The organism is Priestia sp. Y58 (assembly GCF_029522095.1).
Classification (GTDB): Bacteria; Bacillota; Bacilli; order Bacillales; family Bacillaceae_H; genus Priestia; species Priestia megaterium_E.
In genome coordinates this window covers 430,780-452,779 of record NZ_JAKWFL010000004.1, presented here as the reverse complement: position 1 = coordinate 452,779, position 22,000 = coordinate 430,780, and the positions used below count along the sequence as shown (strand labels likewise).

The window sequence follows — 22,000 nt, the reverse complement described above, 5'->3', positions numbered from 1 at the left end:
TTTTCTAGACACAATATAAATTTAAGCATATTGACGGGTCTTTAAATAGCAAAGAGCTGTCTTTTATCATAAGACAGCTCCATAAAATCACACTTCAGCTTTCTTCAGTTTTACGCCGCCTTCAGGTTTTGGTTTGATAGCTTTTAAAACTAAAATGGCACCTACTGCACTAACCCCTAGAGACGTTTGGAACACAGCCATGTCCGACCACTTCATAAGCAATGTATAAAGAGGAGGCCCAGCTGCTACTCCGACAAAGCGCATCGAACTATAAAGAGACGTAATGGTTCCTCTCTCTTCCTTTTCAATTCCTTCTGTAATAAGCGCATCAAGACTGGGAAGAGCTGCTCCAATTCCAATTCCACCAAGCACTAAAGTGAGTAAAATACTAAAAAGAGACGTATTAAAAAATAAAATGATGAAAGAACATGTTAACAATAAAAAGCCAAAAAAAGCAGACCACTTCATAACGATTTTATTGTTGCCAACTTTTTTCCCCGCCACAAAAGAAGAAATAGATAAAGCGAGCAAGGGAATAGCCATTACTAAACCTTTTTTCGTATTCACAATATGATAACGCTCTTCTAGTATGGTCGATAGGTAAAATAAAACCCCGAATAATACAAGCATAATAATGGCGCCTAAAATAAAAATAGCCATAAGCCATCCAATATTCTCTTTGAGCGTCTTCTTCAAATCCTTCAAAAATCGCGTAATACTTTTCTTTTTTTGTTCAGATTCAGAAGAACTATCATTTTTCGGAACTTTTACTAAAAAGATAACTAAAAGAATCGAAATAAGGCAAAGAATAGGAATGAACCAAAAAGGAAGAAACCAAATCATAGCCGCTAAAAAAGCTCCCAGTATTGGGCTTAGTACTTTCCCAAACGTATTAGCTGTTTCAATTAAACCTAGTCCTTTTGTAATTTCTTGCTCGTCTTTGAACATATCTCCTACACAAGGCATCACAACAGGCATAGCTCCTGCTGAACCTATTCCTTGAATCGCACGGCCAATTAAAATAACCCAGAATGGATTGGCCATTTGCCATGAAGCCCAGCCTGTTAAAGCCCCTCCTACTGCAGCAAGAAGCAAACTAGGAATAATAATTTTCTTGCGGCCAAATCGATCTGATAAATAACCAGCAATCGGGATTAAAAAAATAGCGAAAATTGAGTAGACCGTGATAATCATGGATACCTGCAGCGAGCTTATCTGTAGACGTTTTTCAATCACCGGCAACACCGGAATTAACATTGAATTTCCGAGGGTCATGATAAGTGGCACAGAAGCAAGAGCAAGTAAATCCAATTTTTTTCTACTTTCCATAGCGTCCTCCAAACCTTACTTCTAATTAACGTCACAATCACACGTTTTTCAATTTAAGCTTTATAAAACTTCTCGTGTTCATTGATTTTAAAGCTTAACTATCTCATTACATAAGATGATGTGTATCTATATTTTTTAGCTAAAAAGGTGATTGCTATTCATGGTTTCACTGTTCTTCTTTAATTTATTGAACTTTGTTCTTTATCCCTGTTAATACTTGTAAAATCACATATTTTTAATCCTATATATGAAGAAGCGTACGAGTATCTACGTACGCTTCTTCATATATAGGTGTCATCTTGTTACACTACTTCACCTCGATGACCATCTCCATCATACATAAACTGTTTATCAATGATATGTTCGATATATATGGTTGTCAAATCACTTTTTTTCACTTGAGCTACAATTAATCCTAACGGATCGCCAATGGTGAAGCTTGTTCCATTTTGAAACATTAGCAGCTGCTCATTTAAATGCAATACGCGCTTATAAATTTGCTCTTTCTCTAGGTTGCTGCGGCTCTTTGCTGCTTCGAGCGTTGAAAATAACAAAATGATTTCTTTTCCATTTACTTGTGTACGATACATACACGACCCACTCCTTATCACCGCGTTAAAATTATGCTGACTATACTTTTATTATAAACTAAATTTTCAGTTATTTTTCATCTTATAAGAAATTTTTTTAGTTATAATTGTGCTACGTCTAAGTCTACGTTAAATAAAAATTTAATTTTCAGAAAAGTTAAATTTTTATGTTGAAATTTTATTTCTTCTTATTATATAATATAAACAATCATTTACCTCTATTGGAAATGATAATTCGAGTTTCAGCAGCATGAGGCTGCACAGTACTAGGGGGATTCAAGTTATGCAAAATGGTAAAGTAAAATGGTTCAACAATGAAAAAGGCTATGGCTTTATTGAAGTTGAAGGCGGCAGCGACGTATTTGTACATTTTTCTGCCATCCAAAGCGAAGGTTATAAATCCTTGGAAGAAGGACAAGAGGTATCTTTTGAAATTGTAGAAGGCAATAGAGGCCCGCAAGCCGCTAATGTCACTAAGCTATCATAAATAGATCTTTTTATTTTATAGTAAAAGAGACTCTTTTCCGAGTCTCTTTTTTGTTATACTAGCGTTTGGCCTCAGTAAGCTGCTGTTCACATGTTTGAATAGACTGCATGCACTGCTGAAGAAATTGCTCGTCTACTCCTGTGCCATGAGCTTTGGCAGATTGAAGCTGTACTTTTGCATCATTAAGCGCATTCGTTGCCTCTTCAAGCTGCTGAGGACTCATACTCATCGTAGCCGTCCCAATCATCTTTTGAGCAGATTGAATAGACACTTCTACTTGTTTTAAATCATTATATCCTGTTGTTACTTCTTCATTTGAAAACTTATCCATTGAAAAAACACCTCCATATGGATAGAATGAAGCTGCTGCCGGCAAATTATACACGCTTACTTTTTAGTCAGCAAATCTCCATACTGCTTAATTTTTTCTCCTACGGTACACTCTTTAATACAAAACGTCTGAGCGTATGTTTTGCCCTTTTCTTTATTAAACGTTTTTTTTACAAAACAATCACTACAGTAGTAATCCAATAACTCCGTTACTTCTTCTAATAATTGTTTACGTTCCACTCTCGTTCATCTCCATTTCGTTCTGTGTGTTACACTTGCTTCCTGCTAGCAATTGGTATCCCTTGAAGAGCTTGAGTAGCAAGCTGGTCAGCCTCTTCATTTTCCTTCCTTGAAATAGGCTCATATACGGGTCGGATACCAAGTTCCTGCATTTTATCTTCTATTCGATCTAAGTACCGATTAAACTCTTCTTCGAAACAGGGCCACTCCCCAGCCAGCTGATTTAATACAACCTGAGAGTCACCTCTAAACGTTACCGGTATATGATGAACACCAAGTTCCTCAAGCTCTTGTATTAAATAATAAAAAGCAGCATACTCTGCCTCATTATTTGATTCAATCTCTTGCAGCCTTGAGTTGCGTCGTATTCGGTAAGAGTTGTTGTTCTGTTTAAAATAAATCACAACCCCAAGCCCCGCTAAGAGCGTATCATGCTCATAGCCTCCGTCAAAATATGCCACAATATCGTGAGGCTCTGTCTGTACTTCCTGTAAGAGCTTTTTCGCTTCTTTTACAGTCCATTTTTGCTGCTGCTCATCAAGTAGAAAAATTTCCTTCGTTCGACCTGTTTTTTCTAAATCACCCACAATCATTAGCGCCTCATTCGCATCTGTAAAATCGGATGTGAAAATTAACTGTTTATGTTTCGAGGATTTATAATGCCATTCAATTTGGAAATTCATAACGAGCATTCCTTTCATCAGCAATTTTGAATTCAACACTTTTTCTGCTTTTTTGTATTTTATCTTCTATTATGTCTTTTCATGACAGTTTTCTTACCTAATAAGCGGATTTTAGCGTTTATACGTGCTAATATAAAATAGCTGAAGTACTTATGATACAATACTATTGATGAAAAAACATGGTTTAAGCTTATATTGTTTTAACAAGGAGGCTGTATGATGATTGAAGTTTATATAGACGGAGCCACTGCTGGCAACCCTGGTCCTTCTGGAGCTGGTATTTTAATTAAAGGAAATGGTGAACATCATCGTTACGCTATTGCTCTTGGGACAATGACGAATCATGAAGCAGAGTACCATGCACTTCTTCATGCATTAAAAATTTGTTTAGAAAACAAGTATACGAGCGTATCTTTTCGAACGGACTCTCAGCTAGTAGACCGCGCAATGAACCAAGAATACGTTAAAAATAAAGCGTTCGCTCCTTTACTGGAAGAAGCCCTCAAATTGTCCAGTCAATTTGAGTTATTTTTTATAAAGTGGATCCCTAGCTCTCAAAATGCAGGTGCTGATCAGCTGGCCAGACAAGCCATTAATCAAAAAGAAGCAGGAATGTAATCCTGCTTAAATCATACCTGATGACTTTAAATATTGAATGGCTTGTTTTTGATTGCTAATACGATTTGATGTCAAATTCTCGAGGAGCGATACAAAAAAACTGCCGTCAAATTCTTTTTGTACTTTTAGTGTCCATTCAATTGTAAATATGACCATCTCGTCAGCTGCACGCGTATACTGCTGACCAAATGAAATAAATCCACGTGCATCTTCTGCTAAATGAAAGCCTTTTTCTTCAAGATAAAGAAGATACTCTTCAACGGTTTGAGCTGTTTTTGTCACTTTTTCGTCCCATCCTTTTGTGAAGGTTCTTCTTTATCTTAGCTTACTTTTGGCTATTTGACTATGATTTCCCTTCTAAAAAATAGCCAATTGCTCCAAGTGCTACTCCTAAAATGGCTCCGCCAATCACTTCTTCGGGCTGGTGCCCAAGCATTTCTTTCAAGCGCTGTTCCGTCAAATCGTGAAAGCCTCCGTCTGGAAGACCCGCAAGCTTTTCAATTTCTTCATCTAACGTATTCACTTTAATAGTAATTTCGCCAGTCTGCCTTCGAATTCCTTGTGCATCGTACATCACAATAATTCCAAAAACAGATGCTAACGCAAAGTCAATCGTAGAAACACCTCTTTTTAATGCTACATAGGTAGCCAAAGAAGATACGCCTGCTGAATGAGAGCTTGGCATTCCACCCGACGCAGCAATCATCCGCATATCCCACTTTCCTGTTTGATACTTTTTAATTGGGATTTTTAACGCTTGGGCTAAACCGATTGATGAAAGAGCAATGACAATTCCTTTATTCATATTGCTTCACCTCATCTATAGTTTGCGATGGATTGACATCTCGTACCCAAGCAAATATTGCCCAACAAAAAACGCCGGGCTAATCTGCTGACAGAGCAGGCTAATCCCGGCGCTTTTGGAAACAGTTCTGTTATTTTTTACGCTTTTTTTGTGCAGCATTATTCATTTTGGCAGATTCAACTTCAGCATAAGAGCCGAATTCTTGGCCATATTGATTATTTGCACTTTTATTAGCTTCTAACTTCTTGTTAACAGAATTGTTTTGGTTTTGTTGCACGTTGAACTCAGAAGCAAACTCCCCAGCATAAGTGTCATTTGCACTTTTTGCACGCTTTGCTTTTTGAGCCTGATTTGCTTTAAACTCAGAAGAGAACTCTTGGTTATAATTATGCTTTGCATTGTTATTCGCTTGCGCATTTTTATTACCTAATTTTTGACGACCCATCGCTATCTCCTCCTATTTGTACCTCGTTGGTACACTATTAGTATGGATCAAGCGGCACGTCATATCCTGTTCAAATTAAGGTAAAAACACCAGAGCTTAGCACGTTTATATTCTTGCTACGTACTCTTTAACCATTTCTTCTGTCACTACTTTACGGCCTGGAATGATGGTATATTTTTGAGACAGCTCATTAATTTCTGCTGTTGCAGCATTAATGCCGTCTACAGAAAAGGGTTTCCCTTCTTTGCAAAGAAGCACAGCTGCCTCAATAGCTTGCTCGCGTCGAGCTTCTAAGCTGGCAAAAGCACGTACTAGTTCGTGCTGTTTTTTAGAATGGGCTGAAATTTCTTTATGTACACTCATGTTCGTTCCTCCATTATATTATGCTGAGTTAGTAAAAATAAGTTAATGTCCTCATAACTGATTTGCTTTTCCGGTAATTCTTTTAAGCTTCTTTCTATCGCTGCAGCTTCTTTCTTAATACTGTCCAAAAAGTTTTTCATCTTTTCATTAAAAGCAACTTTCCCGCTTATCTTGCACTGTACAAATTGCTCAATGATGGATTGCTGCCTATCGTCGAGATTTGCCTGCTTACGTAAATCGGCAAATAAAATGACAGGGAAACTGCGCTGCTTTACTACTACTTTCAGTGATAAAAATGCACGAATCAGTTGAAGCATCACTTTTATATCCTCTATTGTAACAGAAGATGTCAGATTTCTTTTACTATTTATCGTTAAAATTTTAAAATAATGATATCCCAATGCTTTTAAGGAATATGATTGAGCCATCATTTGCCGCAGTGGCTCAGCAAACGATGGCTTCTGATAATAAACAAGAGGAGACCATAGCCACTCATAAAGCGAAGGGTTTGATTTTGTAAACAAATAAATGGTTTTGTACAAATCCCACCCTTGCATATCATAATTGCCTTCTGCTACATTAATGACCTCCTGAGGTCTATTGAGATGAAGATAGCGTGATGCTTTATATTTGTATATAAAGCGAACGTCAAAATCACTCGCTGACGTGTCGAGTCCGTAAGCACGGCTGCCTGATTCACATGCAAACAAAATTTCTACATTATATTCTTTTTCAATTTCCTGTAAACGTTTATTTATGTGTGTAGACATAAAAATTAATGACCCTTTCTTTCCTCCAATACATGTTCTAGCACCGTCATTGTACTTACCAATTCTTGAATTGGAAATTCTTCAGACACCGCTGCTTGCAGCTGTTTGTAATAATCATACCATTCTTCAGATACAGACTGTTTATGCGCTAAGACGTACTGATTCACTAAATGGGTATAGTGTGAATGAAGAGCGGCTTCTTCTTTCGCAATGTAGTGATTAACATCGGGCTTAATACGTTCTAGTAAAGCAGCGTGAAGCTTTACTTTCTCATTTTTTTCAAAAAAGCTTTTATTGTTTTTATACAGTGAAAGCTCTTTTTGATACGATTCATTCTCATCAAATTGATGACTTGTCACAACTTCACTGCCATTTGGAGGCTCTAACGAGTTCAACGTTGGAGTAAACGTCGGTTCATAGCGCTGTAGCTTTGTAATGATCATTCGATGCCAGTCTTCGATTAATTTTACGATGTATTTTTCGATTCGCAAAGTGGTCGCACGCACTTCTTGCGTTGCGTCGAAGGAAATAGACGTTAACAACTCCTGCAAACACAGGCGCAGCTGCTTTTGCTTTTCACCTCGATCATCCCTTAGGTTTGCCGGACTGAATGCTTCTTTAAAGAAGTCATCATACCTCACAAACAGACGTTTTTTCACATAAAATAAAAGCTCTTCTAATTCGCGGTCAAACTGCTGTTGTTCATATTCAAAATGAATTTCATGCAGTTTTGCTGCTACCTGCTCATTCTTTATGTGAAGAGATTGAATGTATCGCTTTTTATCTACTTCTGATTTTGTTTGCACCTGTTTCATTTCATTGGCAACTGCTAAAATTTGTTCGAAATCTGCATAGACACTTTGGATAGCAAGCTCTGGTAATTCATAATTTATGAAGCGGTAAAACGCATTTTTGAATGGCAGAAACATTTTATCCTCGTGGTTTTGCAAAGCCTGCAAGCTTGATACCGGGTATAAGCGCGGAAAGCGTATACCATACTGTTCAAGCTGCTCTTTTACGTACGTCTGAACTAACTGCAGCTCTGTATCCGAGCTGGCTAGGTCCGCTGCATTTACTAAGAAAAACATTTTATCAAGCGCAAATACATCTTTTACACGGCCAAGCTGAATAAGAAATTCGCGGTCAGCTTTTGAAAATGCATGATTATAATACGTTACAAATAAAATGGCATCTGCATTTTTGATATACTCAAACGCTACTCCAGTGTGCCTCGCATTGATTGAATCAGCTCCGGGTGTATCAACGAGCGTAATGCCTAAGCGAGTAAATTCACAGTCATAATACAGGTTAATAAATTGAACAAAACACGCTTTTTCTTCTTTGGCTACATAATCATGAAATCCTTCTGTATCTACTACTACTTCTGAACCGATATGCTGCTTGACTTCGCCGTAGCCTTTTTCTACTGCCTGTAAAAACGACAAATGCAGCTGCAGCTCTTCTGTTGCCTGCAGGGTTGGAATAATTGTTAGCGCTTCGTCAATTGATTCTACTTCATGATGAAACAGCTTAAGTGCACCATTTAAATCTTGGATCATCTGCTCGTTTGTTTTCATTTGCACAACAGCTGTTTTATGCGGCCGTTTTTCTGTTGGAGGCATAATTTTATTGATGGTTGCTGTTGTTGGGTTCGGAGATACTGGAAGTAATCTTTCTCCAATCAACGCATTAGCAAAAGATGACTTACCGGCACTAAATGCTCCGAACAAAGCTACGGTAAACGTTTGATTTGATAGCTTTTTACGCTTTTCTTGAAGCCTGTTAATAAAGCGGTCTAACTTTCCAAATGAACGGAGCTGTTCGAGAACAGCTGATACATCTTGAAGAACCTTTTCTGTTCCTGTTTCATGCACAGCTTCCTCAGGCTGTGAAACTAACTGCTGCTCACTCACAGCTTCTTGCTTTTCTTCAGCTTTCATGATGCCCGTTTCATATTCTTCTTGTAACATATATGACAACTCGTTCGTATCTTCTGCCGTTAGGTCGTCGTCAGTGTGCTGTAAAAATTGAAGCAAAGCTTTTGTACGTGCCAATTTTGCTTTCATTTCTTGAAGGGATGTATACGCTTCTTCAAATGCCTCACATTCCTGCAAGTGCTGATAAATTTTTTCACGCTTTACTTCATCTTGCTCGATTTTGCTCTGTTCGATTTGCGCATAAAGCTCATATAATAATCGCGTCGCTTTTTTCTTAATATGATCGGCTACATCTTTTGCGTACGTTAAAACATAATCACCATTAATCGTAGCTCCTGCCTTTACCGTTTCAATTAAATCATGCGGCTCTAACGGAATTTCAAACTGCTGAACCTGGCGTATAAGATCCGGATCGGTAAGATTTTGATTTTTCACCAGCTCTTGCACATATTGCTGCAAGTGCCACTGCAGCTGAGAAGCTGCTCGTTCTTTCATATCATCAAAAAATAACGTCAGCCGCTCTTTTTTTACTTCCTCGGTCTTTTTCTTAGCAAATAAAAGACCCACTTTAAAATCAGGCTTTGTCGTTTCTAAAAACAGCCTAGCTTTTTCTCTCATTTCATATGGTGTTAAATTGGCGTTGCTTAGTATCTTACCTGTTTCTTGTTGGTACGTTTCTGCTAGCTGCTTTTCAGCACGCCTCATTTCAGCTTCTTTTTCGAGAAGCTGCTCTTTTTGCTGCTTATTCATTTCATGGTTCTCAAGCGTAAGCTTATGGCGCAGATCGTCATGAATCGTTAACTTTTCTTCTTCTTGGTCTTCAATAAAGGCAAGGTGATCGTCAATTAACATTTGCATCGCATGTTGAATATGCTGATGTCGGTTTTCTTTTTCCGTCATCATAGCAAGTAATAGAGATTTTACGTACGAAAGGTCGTTATGACGGTTGGTTGGCTCTTTTAACGACGTATAGAAGATTCCTTCTGGTCTCACATTCCACTTTAAAAATGACGTTTCTACAGATTCTTTAAATGCTTGAAATGTTAGCTGATCTTCTTGGTGTTTATCGATTTGATTTACAATTAAATAAAGCGTTTTATTAGCTTCTTGCAGCTGTTTTGCAAATTGAAGATTTAATTCTGCCTGCACATGATTATAATCCATCACGTAGAAAATAACGTCCGCTAAGTGAAGAGCTGACTCGGTCGATACACGATGCGCATCATCTGTTGAATCAATTCCCGGTGTGTCCATCACCACAACATTTTTAGGAATAGCCTCTGTATCTATCGATAAATGAATGGACTCTACTTCATCTCCATCGACAGCAAACTGCTTAATTTGCTCATACTCATAAGGCGCTTCATAACGCACCGGCGGCTGTTTGCGGTAATAAACGGTTGCATGCTCATCCCCAGCTTTTACTGATACTAAGTTTGCGCTTGTTGGAATAGGACTTGCAGGCAAAATTGCTTGCCCCATCAATTCGTTAATCATGCTCGATTTTCCAGCCGAAAAATGTCCGCAAAATGCTACAACAAATTCACCGTTCACCCACTTTTTTAACAGCTGTATTGCTTTTGCTGCCTGCTGTTCATCTCCAGCTGCTTGAAATTGCTTATGTAAATGAAAAAGAGATGCTTCCAATCGGAGATTTTCTTGATGTTTCACACTCACTTTACCCATTATTACTCTACCCCTTTTGCCTCATTCAAGACTGTATTTAAATGTTCTCTATCCAGCTTCACTTCTGCTTATTCTTTCTCTATTTTACTTGATTCGCATGCATTTTCCCATAAAAAACTGAATTTTTAGTTACAAAAACAATAAAAAAAGCTGTCAATAATTTGACAGCTTTGCATCGTACTTTTTATTCATCGCATGTATGTTACGCCTTTTGGGCTTTTTCAATATTTTTCATTACATACGTTGTGACGCCAACATATGTAGCAAGTGCTCCAATCACAAAAAGACTAACCATTACGTCCACCACCGTTTCTACTTGATGAAATTGATAATCTTTATCATTTGTTTCATCTTATCATGAAAGATAATCATTTTCAATTAGTTTTAAGATTTTTTTATAGGAAAGAAACGTCCCCTGTTTTGCATCACTTCGCCGTAATTTGTTTCATTCGTTAACGCTTGTTCTTCTAAGGGAATTCTGACGGCTAATATACACAAATTGAAAACAGAAAAAACAGCTAACGTCCAGTATGCCTGAAACATAAGCGGAACTAACACCAATTCTGCCGCTACTACTGTATAGTTAGGGTGCTTCATAAAACGATAAGGACCTCTTAGCACAACCTTTGCATTAGGCAAAACGATAATTTTTGTATTCCAATACTTTCCTAACGAAGAAATAGCCCATATTCTTGCAAGTTGCACAAGCACAAAAAAACTAAACAACAAAAAAGAAAAGTGATACATTCCATCTTTTAATACATACACTTCCGTAAAAAGAGCAGCAAAAAAAGCGGCATGCATGCTTACCATCCATTTGTAGTGACTTTGACCAGCTTCGTATGCTCCCTGCTTCTTCATCCAAGCTTCATTTCTTTTGGCGATAACCAATTCACATAGACGCTGTAAGATAATAAATACAAAAAAGCTATAAAAAAACAATCGCTTTACCTCCACTCTAATAGAAGCATTTCAGAACTAAATCCAGGGCCAAGAGCTGTTAATAAACCGTATTCTTTACTCGAAATTTCTTTCTTCATAAAGCGGTCTAATACATACAAAACGGTTGCGGAAGACATGTTTCCATGGTTTTTAAGTACATCTAGAGAATCAGCAATCATATTTTCGTTTAGCGACAGCGTTGATACATATGCTTCAAGCACTTTTTTCCCTCCAGGATGAGCAACAAAATGCTTTAAATCCCGACTGGTCAAATGCTGAGTTTGTAAAAATGACTCAACTTCTCCGCCTAACCACGAATCGATAATCGTGGGAATATCTTTTGAAAAGACCACAAATAGTCCATCATTTTTAATCTCCCATCCCATTACATCTTCTGAATTAGGCATGAGCGTCGATTGTGTATGTAAAATGTAAGGATAGCTTTTTGCAAGGGCAAAAGTGGTATCAGCTTCGTCACCTGCGACTAAAGCAGCCGCTACTCCATCTGCAAATAAAGATGTACCGATTAAGTTGCTTTTTGAACGATCATTTCGCTGAAAAGTTAAACTGCAAAGCTCAATAGATAAAACAAGGACTTTAGCGCGCGGAAAGGCTTTGCAATACTCATAAGCTCTTGAAAGCCCAGACGCTCCTCCAGCACACCCTAATCCCCAAATAGGAATTCTTTTTGTATGATCTGAGAACGCAAGCTTATTCATAATTCGTGCTTCAATGCTAGGCGTAGCTAAACCACTTGTTGAAACATAAAAAATAGCCTCAATTTCTCCACATGGCAAAGGAGTACTTACATAGTTCTTATTTGTTAAGCAGTCTTCAATTGCTTTTGTACCTAATTCAACAGCAGATTCTATAAAAGCATCATTTTTTTCTTCAAATGTATGGTCTTCTTGAAACCAAGATAAATCTTTGGCAAAATTACGTTTCTCAATTTGACCATTTTGAAAAACGGTTAGCAGACGATTAATATCTTTAAACGATTCGGAAAAAAGTTCTTTTGCAAATAACAGCGTGTCTTGCTGAGTTAATTCATAAGGAGGAACTCCAAATCCAACTGAGATAATCTTTGGCATACACTTCACCTCTTTGATTGCGTTACATTTAACATTTGTAATAGCTGGGGATTTATTCAATTCTTTTTTAGTGGAATGGAGGCGAAACATAAAAAAACTTTCCTGTAACTCAGGAAAGTCTACGTTTTGAAGAAGTGTATGTTTGTTGTGCACTTTTATTATAGCGCAAATAATCTGAATGTACAGATACAATTTATGGATTGATGAAAATAAGTGCTTATTTTTTATGAAAAGAAAATGGACATATAGATTTCATCTACATATTCATTGTTGAAATAAGCTTGTTCTTTCATAACGCCTTCTTGTTCAAATCCTACCTTTTTATACAATTCGTATGCCACTTTATTCGAAGCAAACACAGTTAAAGAAAGTTTATGAAGATTATTTTCTTTGCACCAGTTTAGCGTATAATTCATAAATTGTTTTCCTATTCCCATTCCCTGTGCTTTTGAAATAAGCCATGTACGGAAGAGCCCCGTGTGGCGCTTCATTTTAATTTCGCCTCTAAGAACACGTGCAATTCCAAGCACTTCACCTTCGACTTCAGCTACAACGTACATGTGATTGTTCTTTTCTACTGATGCAATAAAATCTTGCTCTTCTTGAACTGTGCGCGGCTCATCTTTTTGAATAAATTCCCCAGCCTCAATAATTTCTTTTACCGCTGTTGTAATATGCTCTGCATCACTTGCCTGTGCAGGGCGAATAGTGACTTCACGTCCGTCTTTTGCTTTAAATTTCACTATGTCTTTCTCTGCTGTAATCATCTATATCAACTCCTATATTTTTCACCATTCAGTACTACTATTTTGGTTCTAGCTTGCGTAATTTATCAGTGGTAAAGTTCTGCTTTTCATTTCATCTAACAAGCAATCATGTGCATTTGTTGTATTACCCACGCTTTAAACAAAGCTAAACCATTTTTGAAATATTTATTCTTGCACAGACATCCTAGAAATGCAATTAATTGCGTGAAAGAACTATTATTCCAAATTTTCTTTACAAAAGTGCATAAAAAAGCTGAGACACAACGAAACACCTGAAAGCTACGTCCGTCTTCACAACAAAAAAATACGAACTAACAACCAATAATTTTGATTATTAGTTGCTAGTTCGTGTTTCACTTCGACTAAAATATTTTTGTCCCTCTACTTTTGATTAAAGTCCCATTGAGATATATTTTACTTCTAAATAATCTTCAATGCCGTAATGACTTCCTTCGCGTCCAAGACCACTTTCTTTAAAGCCGCCGAATGGAGCTTGAGCTGCAGATGGAGAGCCGTCATTTACTCCTACAATGCCGTATTCTAACTCTTCAGATACAAACGTTGCTTCTTTAATGTTTTCTGTAAATACGTAAGCGGCTAAACCATAAGGGCTATTGTTTGCTCGTTCTACGGCTTCTTCTATTGTTTTGAATGTTGATACAGGTGCCAATGGTCCAAACGTTTCTTCAAACATGCAATTCATGTCATCAGTTACATTTGTAATAATTGTCGGCTCCATAAAGAAACCGTTTTTAGTTGTTATAGCTTGTCCGCCAACCACAACTTTAGCTCCTTTACTTTTTGCATCCGCAATTTGTGCTTTTACTTTCTCAACCGCTTTGTCGTTAATTAACGGTCCAACCTGTGTACCTTCTTCTAATCCATTTCCTACTGTTAATTCCGCCGCTTTTGCTGCAAATTTTTCAACAAAAGCATCTGCAATGGATTCTTGTACATATACGCGGTTTGTGCAGATGCACGTTTGACCTGCGTTAACAAACTTAGAAGCAATTACGCCGTTTACAGCAGCGTCTAAATCTGCATTTTCTGTTACGATAAACGGTGCGTGACCACCTAATTCCAGCGATAATTTTTTCACAGTATCCGCGGCACCGCGCATTAAATGTTTACCAACCGCTGTTGAACCAGTAAATGTTAATTTTCGGATACGTCCGTCTTTTTGCCATGTGTCGCCAATAGCTGCTGCATCTCCAGTAACAACATTGATCACACCTTTTGGAACTCCCGCTTCTTCTGCGAGCTCTACTAACCGAAATGCTGTAAAAGGTGTTTCTTCAGATGGTTTTAAAACAATTGTACATCCTGCTGCAAGAGCCGGGGCCACTTTACGCGTAATCATTGCTGCAGGGAAGTTCCATGGTGTAATAGCTGCTACAACGCCAACAGGCTGTTTTTTAACCGTAATACGTTTATGCGTATGATGAGCTGGAATCGTTTCACCGTATACACGCTTTCCTTCTTCAGCAAACCAAGCAATATAATCATTGCCATACTGCACTTCACCTTTTGCTTCTGCAAATGGTTTGCCTTGTTCCGTTGTCATAATTTCTGCTAGTTCATCTTTATGATTTTCAATTAGTTGATGCCATCTCATTAAAATAGCACTGCGCTCTTGAGCGGTTTTTTTCGACCATGTTTTAAAAGCCGCTGCCGCTGCATCAGCCGCAAGTGCTGCTTCCTTTGCGCCTGCCTTTGGAATTTTCCCTATAACTTCTTTTGTTGCTGGATTAATCACATCAATTTTCTCTTCCGTTGTTGTCCATTCACCGTTAATATATAGTTTGTTTGGATACATCATTCATCCTCCTAGTTGTGTGAATTTCTTTGTGCTGTGTTAACTACACTATATACACTAGCATCTTCGTTGATTTATGAGAACTTCCCTTCTATACTATGGGTATAACAAAAGGTTATAGGTGATAAATATGAAAACAGAATGGCTTGAGTCTTTTATTGAAACAGCCAAAACAAAAAGCTTAAGCAAAGCAAGCGAACAGCTGCATATGACACAGCCCGCGCTCAGTAAGCAAATGAGAAAACTAGAAGAAGATTTAGGAGTAACATTATTTATTCGCTCCGCTACAGGAGTAGAATTAACCTCAGCAGGTGAAATTCTTTTACAAGAAGGTGAATCCATACTTTCAAGCGTTCATGCTCTTCAAAAAAAATTAGTGTCTACGCAAGAAGCTTGTGATTTAACTATCGGAACGTGGCAGAGTATGGCTGCTTTTTACTTACCTTATCAACTGGCTTCTGCTAAAGACCACAATCGCCATATTGATATAAGAACCTCGCATCACTATTATGATTTGTTAGAGCAGTTAGAAAGCAATCAAATTGACGGGGCTTTATTTGATGATCGAGAGATTCAACATACTTACTGGTCAAAACTATTGTTCAAAGAAGACTTTTATTTATTTGTGAATGATCAGCACCCGGTAGCCGAAAAAGAAAGCGTATCATTTGAAGATTTCAAAGAAGAACCCATTGTAGTTCTCCCCCCAGGGTGCGATGTTCGGACACTAGTAGAAAAAGCGTACAATCGTCATAACTTAAAAATTTCCATTGCCAATGAAATTGAATTTGCTCAAAGTATTATGGGATTTATTTCAGCTAATTTAGGTATTTCAATTCTCCCTGAAATTTTTATGCGCCATTTACAAAGCTCAAACATTAAAGCGTTACCTATTACAGACTTCAAATTCAAAAGAGAAATTTCATTAGTGGCAAAAAACCCTGATGTGGGGAAAATGCTTTATACACTGTTTTTTAAAACACGGTCTTAATAGAAAAGACGACCAAATTAGGCCTATGTTCTCCATAACAATGAAAAGATCCGAACGATTAATCGTTCGGATCTTTTCAACTAAAATATTTTTGTCCTAGCCTCTTTTTATTTCGATACTACTTCATTTGTTAACTTTGTTTCTGCAACTTGCGTACGTGGTGATTTCATCATATTAAAGACAATATTTAAAAAGATTGCTGTAAAACTCCCCATTACAATACCGCTTCCAGTAAGAACTTGAAGACTCTCTGGTAAGTTTTTGAAGAGTTCAGGTACAACCGTCACCCCTAGACCCATGCCAACCGAACATGCAATCACAAGAAGGTTTTCTTGTTTTGCTAAATCAACTTGACTAAGGATTTTAATACCTGAAGAGATTACCATTCCAAACATAGCTACCATTGCTCCACCAAGGACAGAGCTCGGGATAACCGTCGTCACCGCTGCGATTTTAGGTAGAAAACCCAAAACGATTAAAATTCCACTCGCTGCAAATACAACATTTCTTGTGCGAACACCTGACAATTGTAAAAGTCCTACATTTTGAGAATACGCTGTATAAGGAAATGCGTTAAAAAATCCGCCTAATAAAATCGCCAGTCCTTCTGCACGATAGCCTTTAGATAAATCTTTTTCATCCACTTCTTTTTTACAAATATCACTAACAGCAAAATAAACGCCTGTTGACTCGACAATACCAACAAGTAAAACAAGGAACATTGTCAGAATGGCCATAATATTAAAAGTTGGCATCCCAAAGTACAGCACATGTGGCATATGAACCCACGCTTCTTCTTTTACGCCGGAAAAATCGACTTTTCCCATAAAAGAAGCTGCGATTGTTCCAACAACTAATCCTAATAACACAGAGACGGAGCGCATAAATCCTTTTGTAAATCGATACAAAACAATAATTAATAGCAAAACGCCAAAACCTAAACCTAAATTGCTCAAGCTGCCAAAATCTTTACTTCCTTCTCCTCCGGCTAAATCTTTAATCGCTACAGGAATTAACGTAATTCCAATAATCGTTACAACCGAACCCGTAACTAAAGGAGGGAAAAACTTAACCAATTTACCTAAAAAAGCAGAAAGAAGGACAATGAGTAAACCAGCGACGATAATAGAACCATATATGGAGGAAACGCCGTAAGAACCTCCAATTGAAATCATAGGTCCTACGGCAGTAAACGTACACCCTAATACAACTGGAAGACCAATTCCAAAAAAACGATTTTTCCACACTTGCAGCAGCGTTGCCACACCGCACATAAATAAGTCAATCGCCACTAAATACGTAAGCTGCTGCTGAGTCAAGCCAATGGCTCCTCCAACAATAAGCGGAACAACAATCGCACCTCCGTACATAGCTAAAACATGCTGTAAACCAAGTGAAAAGACTTTTCCTTTATTCATATTAAACCTCCACTGTTGGTTTATCTTCAACAAATGTCACTTTACCATTTGATAAAGACTGAATGCGTGCTAATGATTCTACTTTAACGCCTGATTTACGAATTTGTTTTCCTCCATCTTGGAACGCTTTTTCAATAACAATACCAATGCCGCCTACTTTAGCACCTGCTTTTTGCACGATATCCATCAAGCCGAATGCAGCTTGGCCGTTTGCTAAAAAGTCATCAATAATTAAAATCACGTCATCTTCTTGAATAAATTTATCAGCAACTGAAATTTCATTTTCTTCTTTTTTTGTAAATGAATATACTTTTGATGTAATGAGTCCGTCTTGAAGTGTTAAAGATTTTCTTTTTCTAGCAAACACCATCTCAACGTTTAGCTTCAATGCGGTCATAATCGCTGGAGCAATTCCTGATGATTCAATCGTTAAAATCTTCGTAATTCCTGCATCTTCAAAACGCGAAGCAAATTCTTCTCCAATTTCTTTCATTAATACAGGATCCATTTGGTGGTTTAAAAATGTGTCTACTTTTAAAACCGTGTCTGATAATACGATACCATCTGTTAAAATTTTGTTTTGCAAAGCTTTCATAGTTCGTTCCTCCAACGTTTGTATTAAAAAAGCTCAAAAACATAGCTGCACTCGTATATGAGTAGAGCAATGTCTTTGAGCTTTTACGCACAAAAGTGAAAAACAAACTTCATCGCTCACCCATAGTCAAACTATTTACGGTAGTTTGGTAGATACTTACGAGCCTTATTCTCGTCATTATATGAGTGCGTTATTGAGTTAATTGTATTATATCAGCAAATCTTTTATTTGAAAATATCTAAAAACGATATTTTCGAACATTTACTTGTGATACAAAACATAATATTCGGTTATAGCGCTTTTTATACGTGATAAATTTCTCCATATTTCTTTTCTAGATACTGAATTAAATAATCTACATTTAAGCCTTCTCCCGTTACATCGTTTAAAATTTCAAGAGGCTTTTTCATTTTTCCGTACTGATGAATATGTTCTGTTAGCCAATTTGTAATCGGCGAAATTTCTCCTTTTTCGAGGAGTTCATCATAATTGGGCAAGTCTTTTAACATGGTATGCTTAAACTGCGCTGCGTACATATAGCCAAGAGCGTAGGAAGGGAAATACCCAAAGCTTCCTCCGGCCCAGTGTACATCCTGAAGCACGCCTTCTCCATCGTGACTTGGACGAACTCCTAAATATTCTTCGTATTTCTCATTCCAAATTTCCGGTAAATCTGCAACTTTATATTCTCCGTTTATTAACCCTTTTTCAATCTCATAGCGAATCATAATATGAAGAGGATACGTTAACTCATCTGCTTCAATACGAATAAGAGACGGTTTCGCCTCATTTACTCCTCGGTAAAAATCTTCTAAATCTACATCGTCAAATTGTCCCGGCGCATGCTTTTTTAGTACGTCGTAATGATGCTGCCAAAATGCCTTATTTTTACCGACAAACTGCTCAAAAAACAGCGACTGTGATTCGTGAATTCCCATTGAAGTACCTTCACATAGAACTGTACCGACAAGATCCTTTGAAATATTCTGCTCATATAAAGCATGGCCGCATTCGTGAATTGTTCCAAAAATAGCCGTTCGAAAATCGTTTTCAGCATATTTAGTCGTGATGCGCACATCTCCCGGGTTTAAGCCAGTAGCAAAAGGATGGACTGTTTCATCAAGGCGCCCCGCTTCGAAATCATAGCCAAGTGTTTTTAACACGTCTAGACTAAATTGCTTTTGCGCCTCTTTTGGGAAAGTACGGAATAAAAATTCCGTATTTGGCTTTGTATTTGACCCGGCGATTCGCTGAACAAGAGGCACAATATGCTCCCGTAGCTTTCCAAACACCTCGTCTAAAATTTCAACCGTCATCCCCGGTTCAAAAAGGTCCAGTAAACGGTTATATTTGTTTCCTTCATACCCCCAATACTCCACAAACTTCTGATTGAACGCTACAATTTTTTCGAGGTACGGTTGAAATAAAGCAAAATCTGCTTTTTCTTTTGCGTCTTCCCAAACCGACTCAGCTTTTGAAGTTAATGTAACGTATTCTTTATATTCATGCGGAGGAATCTTTTTATTTAAGTCATATTCTTTTTTACATTCTTCCACTGCTTTTTTCGTAATATCGTTTATGTAAGGCTGTGACTCAGGGTTCGTTAATTTCTCAATAAAACCTGCCATGTCATCAGAAACCGAAAGATTGAACGCTTCTGATGACATCATGCCAATAACTTCAGAACGCTGATCCGCCCCTTTTTTTGGAGCACCCGTCCTCAAATCCCAGTACATCACTCCGATTGCCTCGTGATAACTTTTGATTTTATTCATGTATTCATAAAACTGTTTCTCAATTTTCTGTATGTCTTCTCTCATTGTTTTTCCTCCTTACTTTCCTTATTTCACCATAAATTATTTTATCATAATAGTAACGGCATGTATATAACTGAATATTCAATCTATTATACATATAAAAAAGCGCGGCTACAACCGCGCTTTTTTATATGTTTTCTATTTTCGTTGGGACATTTTGTTCAATGATTGAACGCACTTTTGAATCTGTGCTTTTTGGCATAAAGATCGTGATTAGACCCTTATCGTTATGAGAACGAATCAGTCTTCCAACTCCTTGCTTTAAGCGAAGAAGCATATACGGCATATCTGCATCCCAGAATGGATCGACTACTTGATTGCGCTTTGCTTCAAAGACCGGATCATTTGGCGGATACGGCAGAGACCAAATAATTACATTAGATAGCGAAGGTCCAGGAATATCCAATCCTTCCCACAAATGAACAGCGCATAAAATCGTTTCTTCTTCCCTTTGGAACTGAGATACTAATTTACTGATTTCTTGATCGCCTTCAAATAAAAATGTGTACTGATTTAACTCTTTGGAAACTTCTTTGAACATCTCTAGTTCTTCTTTGCTGTTAAACAGTAAAAGTGCTCGTCCGTTCGTTTTTTCGAGCTGTGCAACAGCAAAGGCAAATTTTTCAGCAAACGCTTCTTCTTGATCATCCGAAACATTTTTTACCGCAATTTTCATTTGCTCATCATAATCAAATGGCGATTCAACGGAAAAAGAAAGCGGCTTTGCAATTCCTAAGCTATATGCTAAATAATCGAACGATTGGTTATCTGAAAGAGTCGCAGAAGTGAAAATATAAGGTATTTTCTTCGCAAATACTCGTTCTTTTAAGACGTCTTTTACTGCTTGCGGCATAATAACCAACGTCAGCTGCCAGTTATTTTCTTCTACCCAGTAGATGGCATTTTCGTTGTCCATAAATAAGCGCAGCGAATAATCAATTTGATCTAGATACTCATCTACAATTCGCAGCGTATATTCGTCTACTGTATAGGTCTCACTCTCAAACACAAGCTCGTTTCCGATATGTTCAAGCAACGATAAAAGTTCTTTTCCTACACTTTGTAATCCGTTTGTTCGGGCTACTTCTTTACGGCTAGAACCAACGATTTCTGTGCTTGCTTCACTTAAACGGTCAAAGAACATTGCATACACATCGATAGCGTGCTCGATCTTCACAGCAAATTCTTCTCGCACGTCATTTTCTAATAGACGCGTTAACAAGTTTTCTAACGTATCTTCTTGAATGCGATACGTTAAAGCCTTTTGTGCAGCAAATTCCAGCAGGTGACCTTCATCAAATACAACACAGCTGCTTTCAGGAAGAAGCGGAAGCTGTCCTTCACGCTTGCGGGCTTCATATGTCCAAATGTGTTCCATGTAAAAATCGTGAGAGCAAATAATTAAGTCATGTGCTTTTCTATAGTGCTCACGTGAAAGCGTTAAGCCACATCTATGACGCTGCTCACAGGAAGAGCAGTCTTGAAACGTATCCCAGTTAATTTGATTCCATTCCTCATCCGTTAAATGAGGATATTCTTTACGGTCTCCGTAGTGATAGAACGACTGCATACCGCTATGATCATGAACAAAATCAGGAAGCGTATCGTAAATTTCTTCAATGTTTTCATTATCCGTTCGTGCTGTCACAGCATCTAATTTCTTTAAACACAGATACTGATCTTGAGATTTTGCTAGGCGAACATCCATGTTAATATCTAAAATACCAGAGAGCTTGGCAATGTCTCCTTCCGCTTTTACTAACTGTTCAATTAATGTTTCATCCGCACAGGCAATAATAGCTGGCTTGCCAATATACCTTGCATAACAAATAGCGTACAGTAAATACACAATAGTTTTCCCTGTTCCTACACCTGCTTCTGCAAAAATTACATTTTTTTCTTTAAAAGCTCGTTCGATTTGAAAAGCCATAAAAATTTGTTCATCCCGAAGTTCTAACCCTGCGTCTGGAAGATGATCGTAAAAAACATCACCTATCCATTCATTTAATTTGTCAAAAAAGTTTTCATCCCGCTCAATTGTAAAAGGCAACCGCTCTCTCATCATCGATACTGACTCCTTTATTTATGTAAATATCTATCAATAAAAATTAGCTTCACTTCTTTTTATCTAGTAAATTTCTCATGTAAGCAAAACTTAATTATTGACTACTTTATCTAAAATGTCAATAAAAAGAGCTGAACATAAAAAAGTTCTGCCTGTAAGGACAGAACCTTTTTGTATAAAAGCTGAGTGTATAGAACGCAAACGGAATAAGTGCT

Annotated in this window: 22 protein-coding genes and 1 riboswitch; of the genes, 3 read left to right on the top strand and 19 right to left on the bottom strand. The window is 37.6% G+C overall.

The window, feature by feature from the left end:
- Positions 1-87 precede the first annotated feature (87 nt).
- On the bottom strand, positions 88-1,329 hold the full coding sequence (gene bcbE / locus MMB68_RS15605) for a bacillibactin exporter BcbE (RefSeq protein WP_221785617.1): 1,242 nt from the start codon (positions 1,327-1,329) through the stop codon (positions 88-90).
- 302 nt (positions 1,330-1,631) lie between these two features.
- Positions 1,632-1,919 carry a hypothetical protein gene (locus MMB68_RS15600; protein WP_013056176.1) on the bottom strand — a complete coding sequence of 96 codons (288 nt, stop codon included), beginning with the start codon at positions 1,917-1,919 and terminating at the stop codon, positions 1,632-1,634.
- A 283-nt stretch (positions 1,920-2,202) separates the two neighbouring features.
- On the opposite strand from MMB68_RS15600, the gene cspD reads away from it, so the two are divergent.
- The gene (gene cspD, locus MMB68_RS15595) at positions 2,203-2,406 is read left to right on the top strand and encodes a cold-shock protein CspD (protein ID WP_013056175.1); all 204 of its coding nucleotides are present in this window, start codon (positions 2,203-2,205) and stop codon (positions 2,404-2,406) included.
- Between the two features lie 58 nt (positions 2,407-2,464).
- On the opposite strand, the gene MMB68_RS15590 is transcribed toward cspD, so the two are convergent.
- From MMB68_RS15590 to MMB68_RS15580, 3 genes are read right to left on the bottom strand one after another with little or no spacing between them, the layout of a single operon-like run.
- Positions 2,465-2,737 carry a DUF2564 family protein gene (locus tag MMB68_RS15590; RefSeq protein WP_075420590.1) on the bottom strand — a complete coding sequence of 91 codons (273 nt, stop codon included), beginning with the start codon at positions 2,735-2,737 and terminating at the stop codon, positions 2,465-2,467.
- Between the two features lie 56 nt (positions 2,738-2,793).
- Positions 2,794-2,976, bottom strand: coding sequence for a zinc-finger domain-containing protein (locus tag MMB68_RS15585; RefSeq protein ID WP_013056173.1), 183 nt, complete (start codon positions 2,974-2,976; stop codon positions 2,794-2,796).
- Positions 2,977-3,005: 29 nt separating this feature from the next.
- On the bottom strand, positions 3,006-3,659 hold the full coding sequence (locus MMB68_RS15580; protein ID WP_016763503.1) for a ribonuclease H family protein: 654 nt from the start codon (positions 3,657-3,659) through the stop codon (positions 3,006-3,008).
- Positions 3,660-3,878: 219 nt separating this feature from the next.
- Between MMB68_RS15580 and MMB68_RS15575 the strand changes: the two genes are divergently transcribed.
- Positions 3,879-4,277 carry a reverse transcriptase-like protein gene (locus tag MMB68_RS15575; protein ID WP_264409232.1) on the top strand — a complete coding sequence of 133 codons (399 nt, stop codon included), beginning with the start codon at positions 3,879-3,881 and terminating at the stop codon, positions 4,275-4,277.
- Between the two features lie 6 nt (positions 4,278-4,283).
- Here MMB68_RS15575 and MMB68_RS15570 read toward each other — a convergent pair whose 3' ends face one another.
- The 10 genes from MMB68_RS15570 to MMB68_RS15525 form a co-directional block, all read right to left on the bottom strand.
- On the bottom strand, positions 4,284-4,559 hold the full coding sequence (locus tag MMB68_RS15570; RefSeq protein ID WP_013082383.1) for a DUF6123 family protein: 276 nt from the start codon (positions 4,557-4,559) through the stop codon (positions 4,284-4,286).
- 61 nt (positions 4,560-4,620) lie between these two features.
- Positions 4,621-5,082 carry a divergent PAP2 family protein gene (locus tag MMB68_RS15565; RefSeq protein ID WP_013056169.1) on the bottom strand — a complete coding sequence of 154 codons (462 nt, stop codon included), beginning with the start codon at positions 5,080-5,082 and terminating at the stop codon, positions 4,621-4,623.
- A 130-nt stretch (positions 5,083-5,212) separates the two neighbouring features.
- Complete coding sequence (locus tag MMB68_RS15560) at positions 5,213-5,527, bottom strand: hypothetical protein (RefSeq protein WP_013056168.1); 315 nt, start codon at positions 5,525-5,527, stop codon at positions 5,213-5,215.
- Between the two features lie 105 nt (positions 5,528-5,632).
- On the bottom strand, positions 5,633-5,890 hold the full coding sequence (locus tag MMB68_RS15555) for a DUF2533 family protein (protein ID WP_050690753.1): 258 nt from the start codon (positions 5,888-5,890) through the stop codon (positions 5,633-5,635).
- On the bottom strand, positions 5,887-6,660 hold the full coding sequence (locus tag MMB68_RS15550; RefSeq protein ID WP_277549162.1) for a nucleotidyltransferase domain-containing protein: 774 nt from the start codon (positions 6,658-6,660) through the stop codon (positions 5,887-5,889). Before MMB68_RS15550 ends, MMB68_RS15555 begins: the two co-directional genes overlap by 4 nt.
- A gap of 5 nt (positions 6,661-6,665) precedes the next feature.
- Complete coding sequence (locus MMB68_RS15545) at positions 6,666-10,283, bottom strand: dynamin family protein (protein WP_277549161.1); 3,618 nt, start codon at positions 10,281-10,283, stop codon at positions 6,666-6,668.
- A gap of 384 nt (positions 10,284-10,667) precedes the next feature.
- Positions 10,668-11,225, bottom strand: coding sequence for an isoprenylcysteine carboxyl methyltransferase family protein (locus tag MMB68_RS15540; RefSeq protein ID WP_221785620.1), 558 nt, complete (start codon positions 11,223-11,225; stop codon positions 10,668-10,670).
- A 5-nt stretch (positions 11,226-11,230) separates the two neighbouring features.
- Complete coding sequence (locus tag MMB68_RS15535) at positions 11,231-12,316, bottom strand: type III polyketide synthase (RefSeq protein ID WP_013056163.1); 1,086 nt, start codon at positions 12,314-12,316, stop codon at positions 11,231-11,233.
- Between the two features lie 224 nt (positions 12,317-12,540).
- Positions 12,541-13,083, bottom strand: a complete 543-nt coding sequence (locus MMB68_RS15530; RefSeq protein WP_264409033.1) for a GNAT family N-acetyltransferase — start codon at positions 13,081-13,083, stop codon at positions 12,541-12,543.
- 391 nt (positions 13,084-13,474) lie between these two features.
- Positions 13,475-14,899 (bottom strand): NAD-dependent succinate-semialdehyde dehydrogenase, encoded by a 1,425-nt coding sequence (locus tag MMB68_RS15525; protein WP_277549175.1) that lies wholly within the window; start codon positions 14,897-14,899, stop codon positions 13,475-13,477.
- Between the two features lie 130 nt (positions 14,900-15,029).
- On the opposite strand from MMB68_RS15525, the gene MMB68_RS15520 reads away from it, so the two are divergent.
- Positions 15,030-15,890, top strand: a complete 861-nt coding sequence (locus MMB68_RS15520; protein ID WP_277549160.1) for a LysR family transcriptional regulator — start codon at positions 15,030-15,032, stop codon at positions 15,888-15,890.
- Between the two features lie 107 nt (positions 15,891-15,997).
- On the opposite strand, the gene MMB68_RS15515 is transcribed toward MMB68_RS15520, so the two are convergent.
- From MMB68_RS15515 to MMB68_RS15500, 4 genes are all read right to left on the bottom strand, one after another.
- Positions 15,998-17,308: a nucleobase:cation symporter-2 family protein gene (locus MMB68_RS15515; RefSeq protein ID WP_013082372.1), complete on the bottom strand. Its 1,311-nt coding sequence runs from the start codon at positions 17,306-17,308 to the stop codon at positions 15,998-16,000.
- Between the two features lies 1 nt (position 17,309).
- Complete coding sequence (locus MMB68_RS15510) at positions 17,310-17,903, bottom strand: xanthine phosphoribosyltransferase (protein WP_116515516.1); 594 nt, start codon at positions 17,901-17,903, stop codon at positions 17,310-17,312.
- A 103-nt stretch (positions 17,904-18,006) separates the two neighbouring features.
- Positions 18,007-18,108: riboswitch (purine riboswitch) on the bottom strand.
- Between the two features lie 97 nt (positions 18,109-18,205).
- Positions 18,206-19,723 (bottom strand): carboxypeptidase M32, encoded by a 1,518-nt coding sequence (locus tag MMB68_RS15505; RefSeq protein WP_277549159.1) that lies wholly within the window; start codon positions 19,721-19,723, stop codon positions 18,206-18,208.
- A gap of 124 nt (positions 19,724-19,847) precedes the next feature.
- Positions 19,848-21,785, bottom strand: a complete 1,938-nt coding sequence (locus MMB68_RS15500) for an ATP-dependent DNA helicase (RefSeq protein ID WP_025749341.1) — start codon at positions 21,783-21,785, stop codon at positions 19,848-19,850.
- Between the last annotated feature and the right edge of the window lie 215 nt (positions 21,786-22,000).

Bases quoted from the DNA above. Each gene is read 5' to 3' on its own strand.
- bcbE (WP_221785617.1), bottom strand. From the start codon at position 1,329: ATGGAAAGTAGAAAAAAATTGGATTTACTTGCTCTTGCTTCTGTGCCA.
- MMB68_RS15600 (WP_013056176.1), bottom strand. From the start codon at position 1,919: ATGTATCGTACACAAGTAAATGGAAAAGAAATCATTTTGTTATTTTCA.
- cspD (WP_013056175.1), top strand. From the start codon at position 2,203: ATGCAAAATGGTAAAGTAAAATGGTTCAACAATGAAAAAGGCTATGGC.
- MMB68_RS15590 (WP_075420590.1), bottom strand. From the start codon at position 2,737: ATGGATAAGTTTTCAAATGAAGAAGTAACAACAGGATATAATGATTTA.
- MMB68_RS15580 (WP_016763503.1), bottom strand. From the start codon at position 3,659: ATGAATTTCCAAATTGAATGGCATTATAAATCCTCGAAACATAAACAG.
- MMB68_RS15575 (WP_264409232.1), top strand. From the start codon at position 3,879: ATGATTGAAGTTTATATAGACGGAGCCACTGCTGGCAACCCTGGTCCT.
- MMB68_RS15565 (WP_013056169.1), bottom strand. From the start codon at position 5,082: ATGAATAAAGGAATTGTCATTGCTCTTTCATCAATCGGTTTAGCCCAA.
- MMB68_RS15560 (WP_013056168.1), bottom strand. From the start codon at position 5,527: ATGGGTCGTCAAAAATTAGGTAATAAAAATGCGCAAGCGAATAACAAT.
- MMB68_RS15555 (WP_050690753.1), bottom strand. From the start codon at position 5,890: ATGAGTGTACATAAAGAAATTTCAGCCCATTCTAAAAAACAGCACGAA.
- MMB68_RS15550 (WP_277549162.1), bottom strand. From the start codon at position 6,660: ATGTCTACACACATAAATAAACGTTTACAGGAAATTGAAAAAGAATAT.
- MMB68_RS15545 (WP_277549161.1), bottom strand. From the start codon at position 10,283: ATGGGTAAAGTGAGTGTGAAACATCAAGAAAATCTCCGATTGGAAGCA.
- MMB68_RS15535 (WP_013056163.1), bottom strand. From the start codon at position 12,316: ATGCCAAAGATTATCTCAGTTGGATTTGGAGTTCCTCCTTATGAATTA.
- MMB68_RS15530 (WP_264409033.1), bottom strand. From the start codon at position 13,083: ATGATTACAGCAGAGAAAGACATAGTGAAATTTAAAGCAAAAGACGGA.
- MMB68_RS15525 (WP_277549175.1), bottom strand. From the start codon at position 14,899: ATGTATCCAAACAAACTATATATTAACGGTGAATGGACAACAACGGAA.
- MMB68_RS15520 (WP_277549160.1), top strand. From the start codon at position 15,030: ATGAAAACAGAATGGCTTGAGTCTTTTATTGAAACAGCCAAAACAAAA.
- MMB68_RS15515 (WP_013082372.1), bottom strand. From the start codon at position 17,308: ATGAATAAAGGAAAAGTCTTTTCACTTGGTTTACAGCATGTTTTAGCT.
- MMB68_RS15510 (WP_116515516.1), bottom strand. From the start codon at position 17,903: ATGAAAGCTTTGCAAAACAAAATTTTAACAGATGGTATCGTATTATCA.
- MMB68_RS15505 (WP_277549159.1), bottom strand. From the start codon at position 19,723: ATGAGAGAAGACATACAGAAAATTGAGAAACAGTTTTATGAATACATG.
- MMB68_RS15500 (WP_025749341.1), bottom strand. From the start codon at position 21,785: ATGATGAGAGAGCGGTTGCCTTTTACAATTGAGCGGGATGAAAACTTT.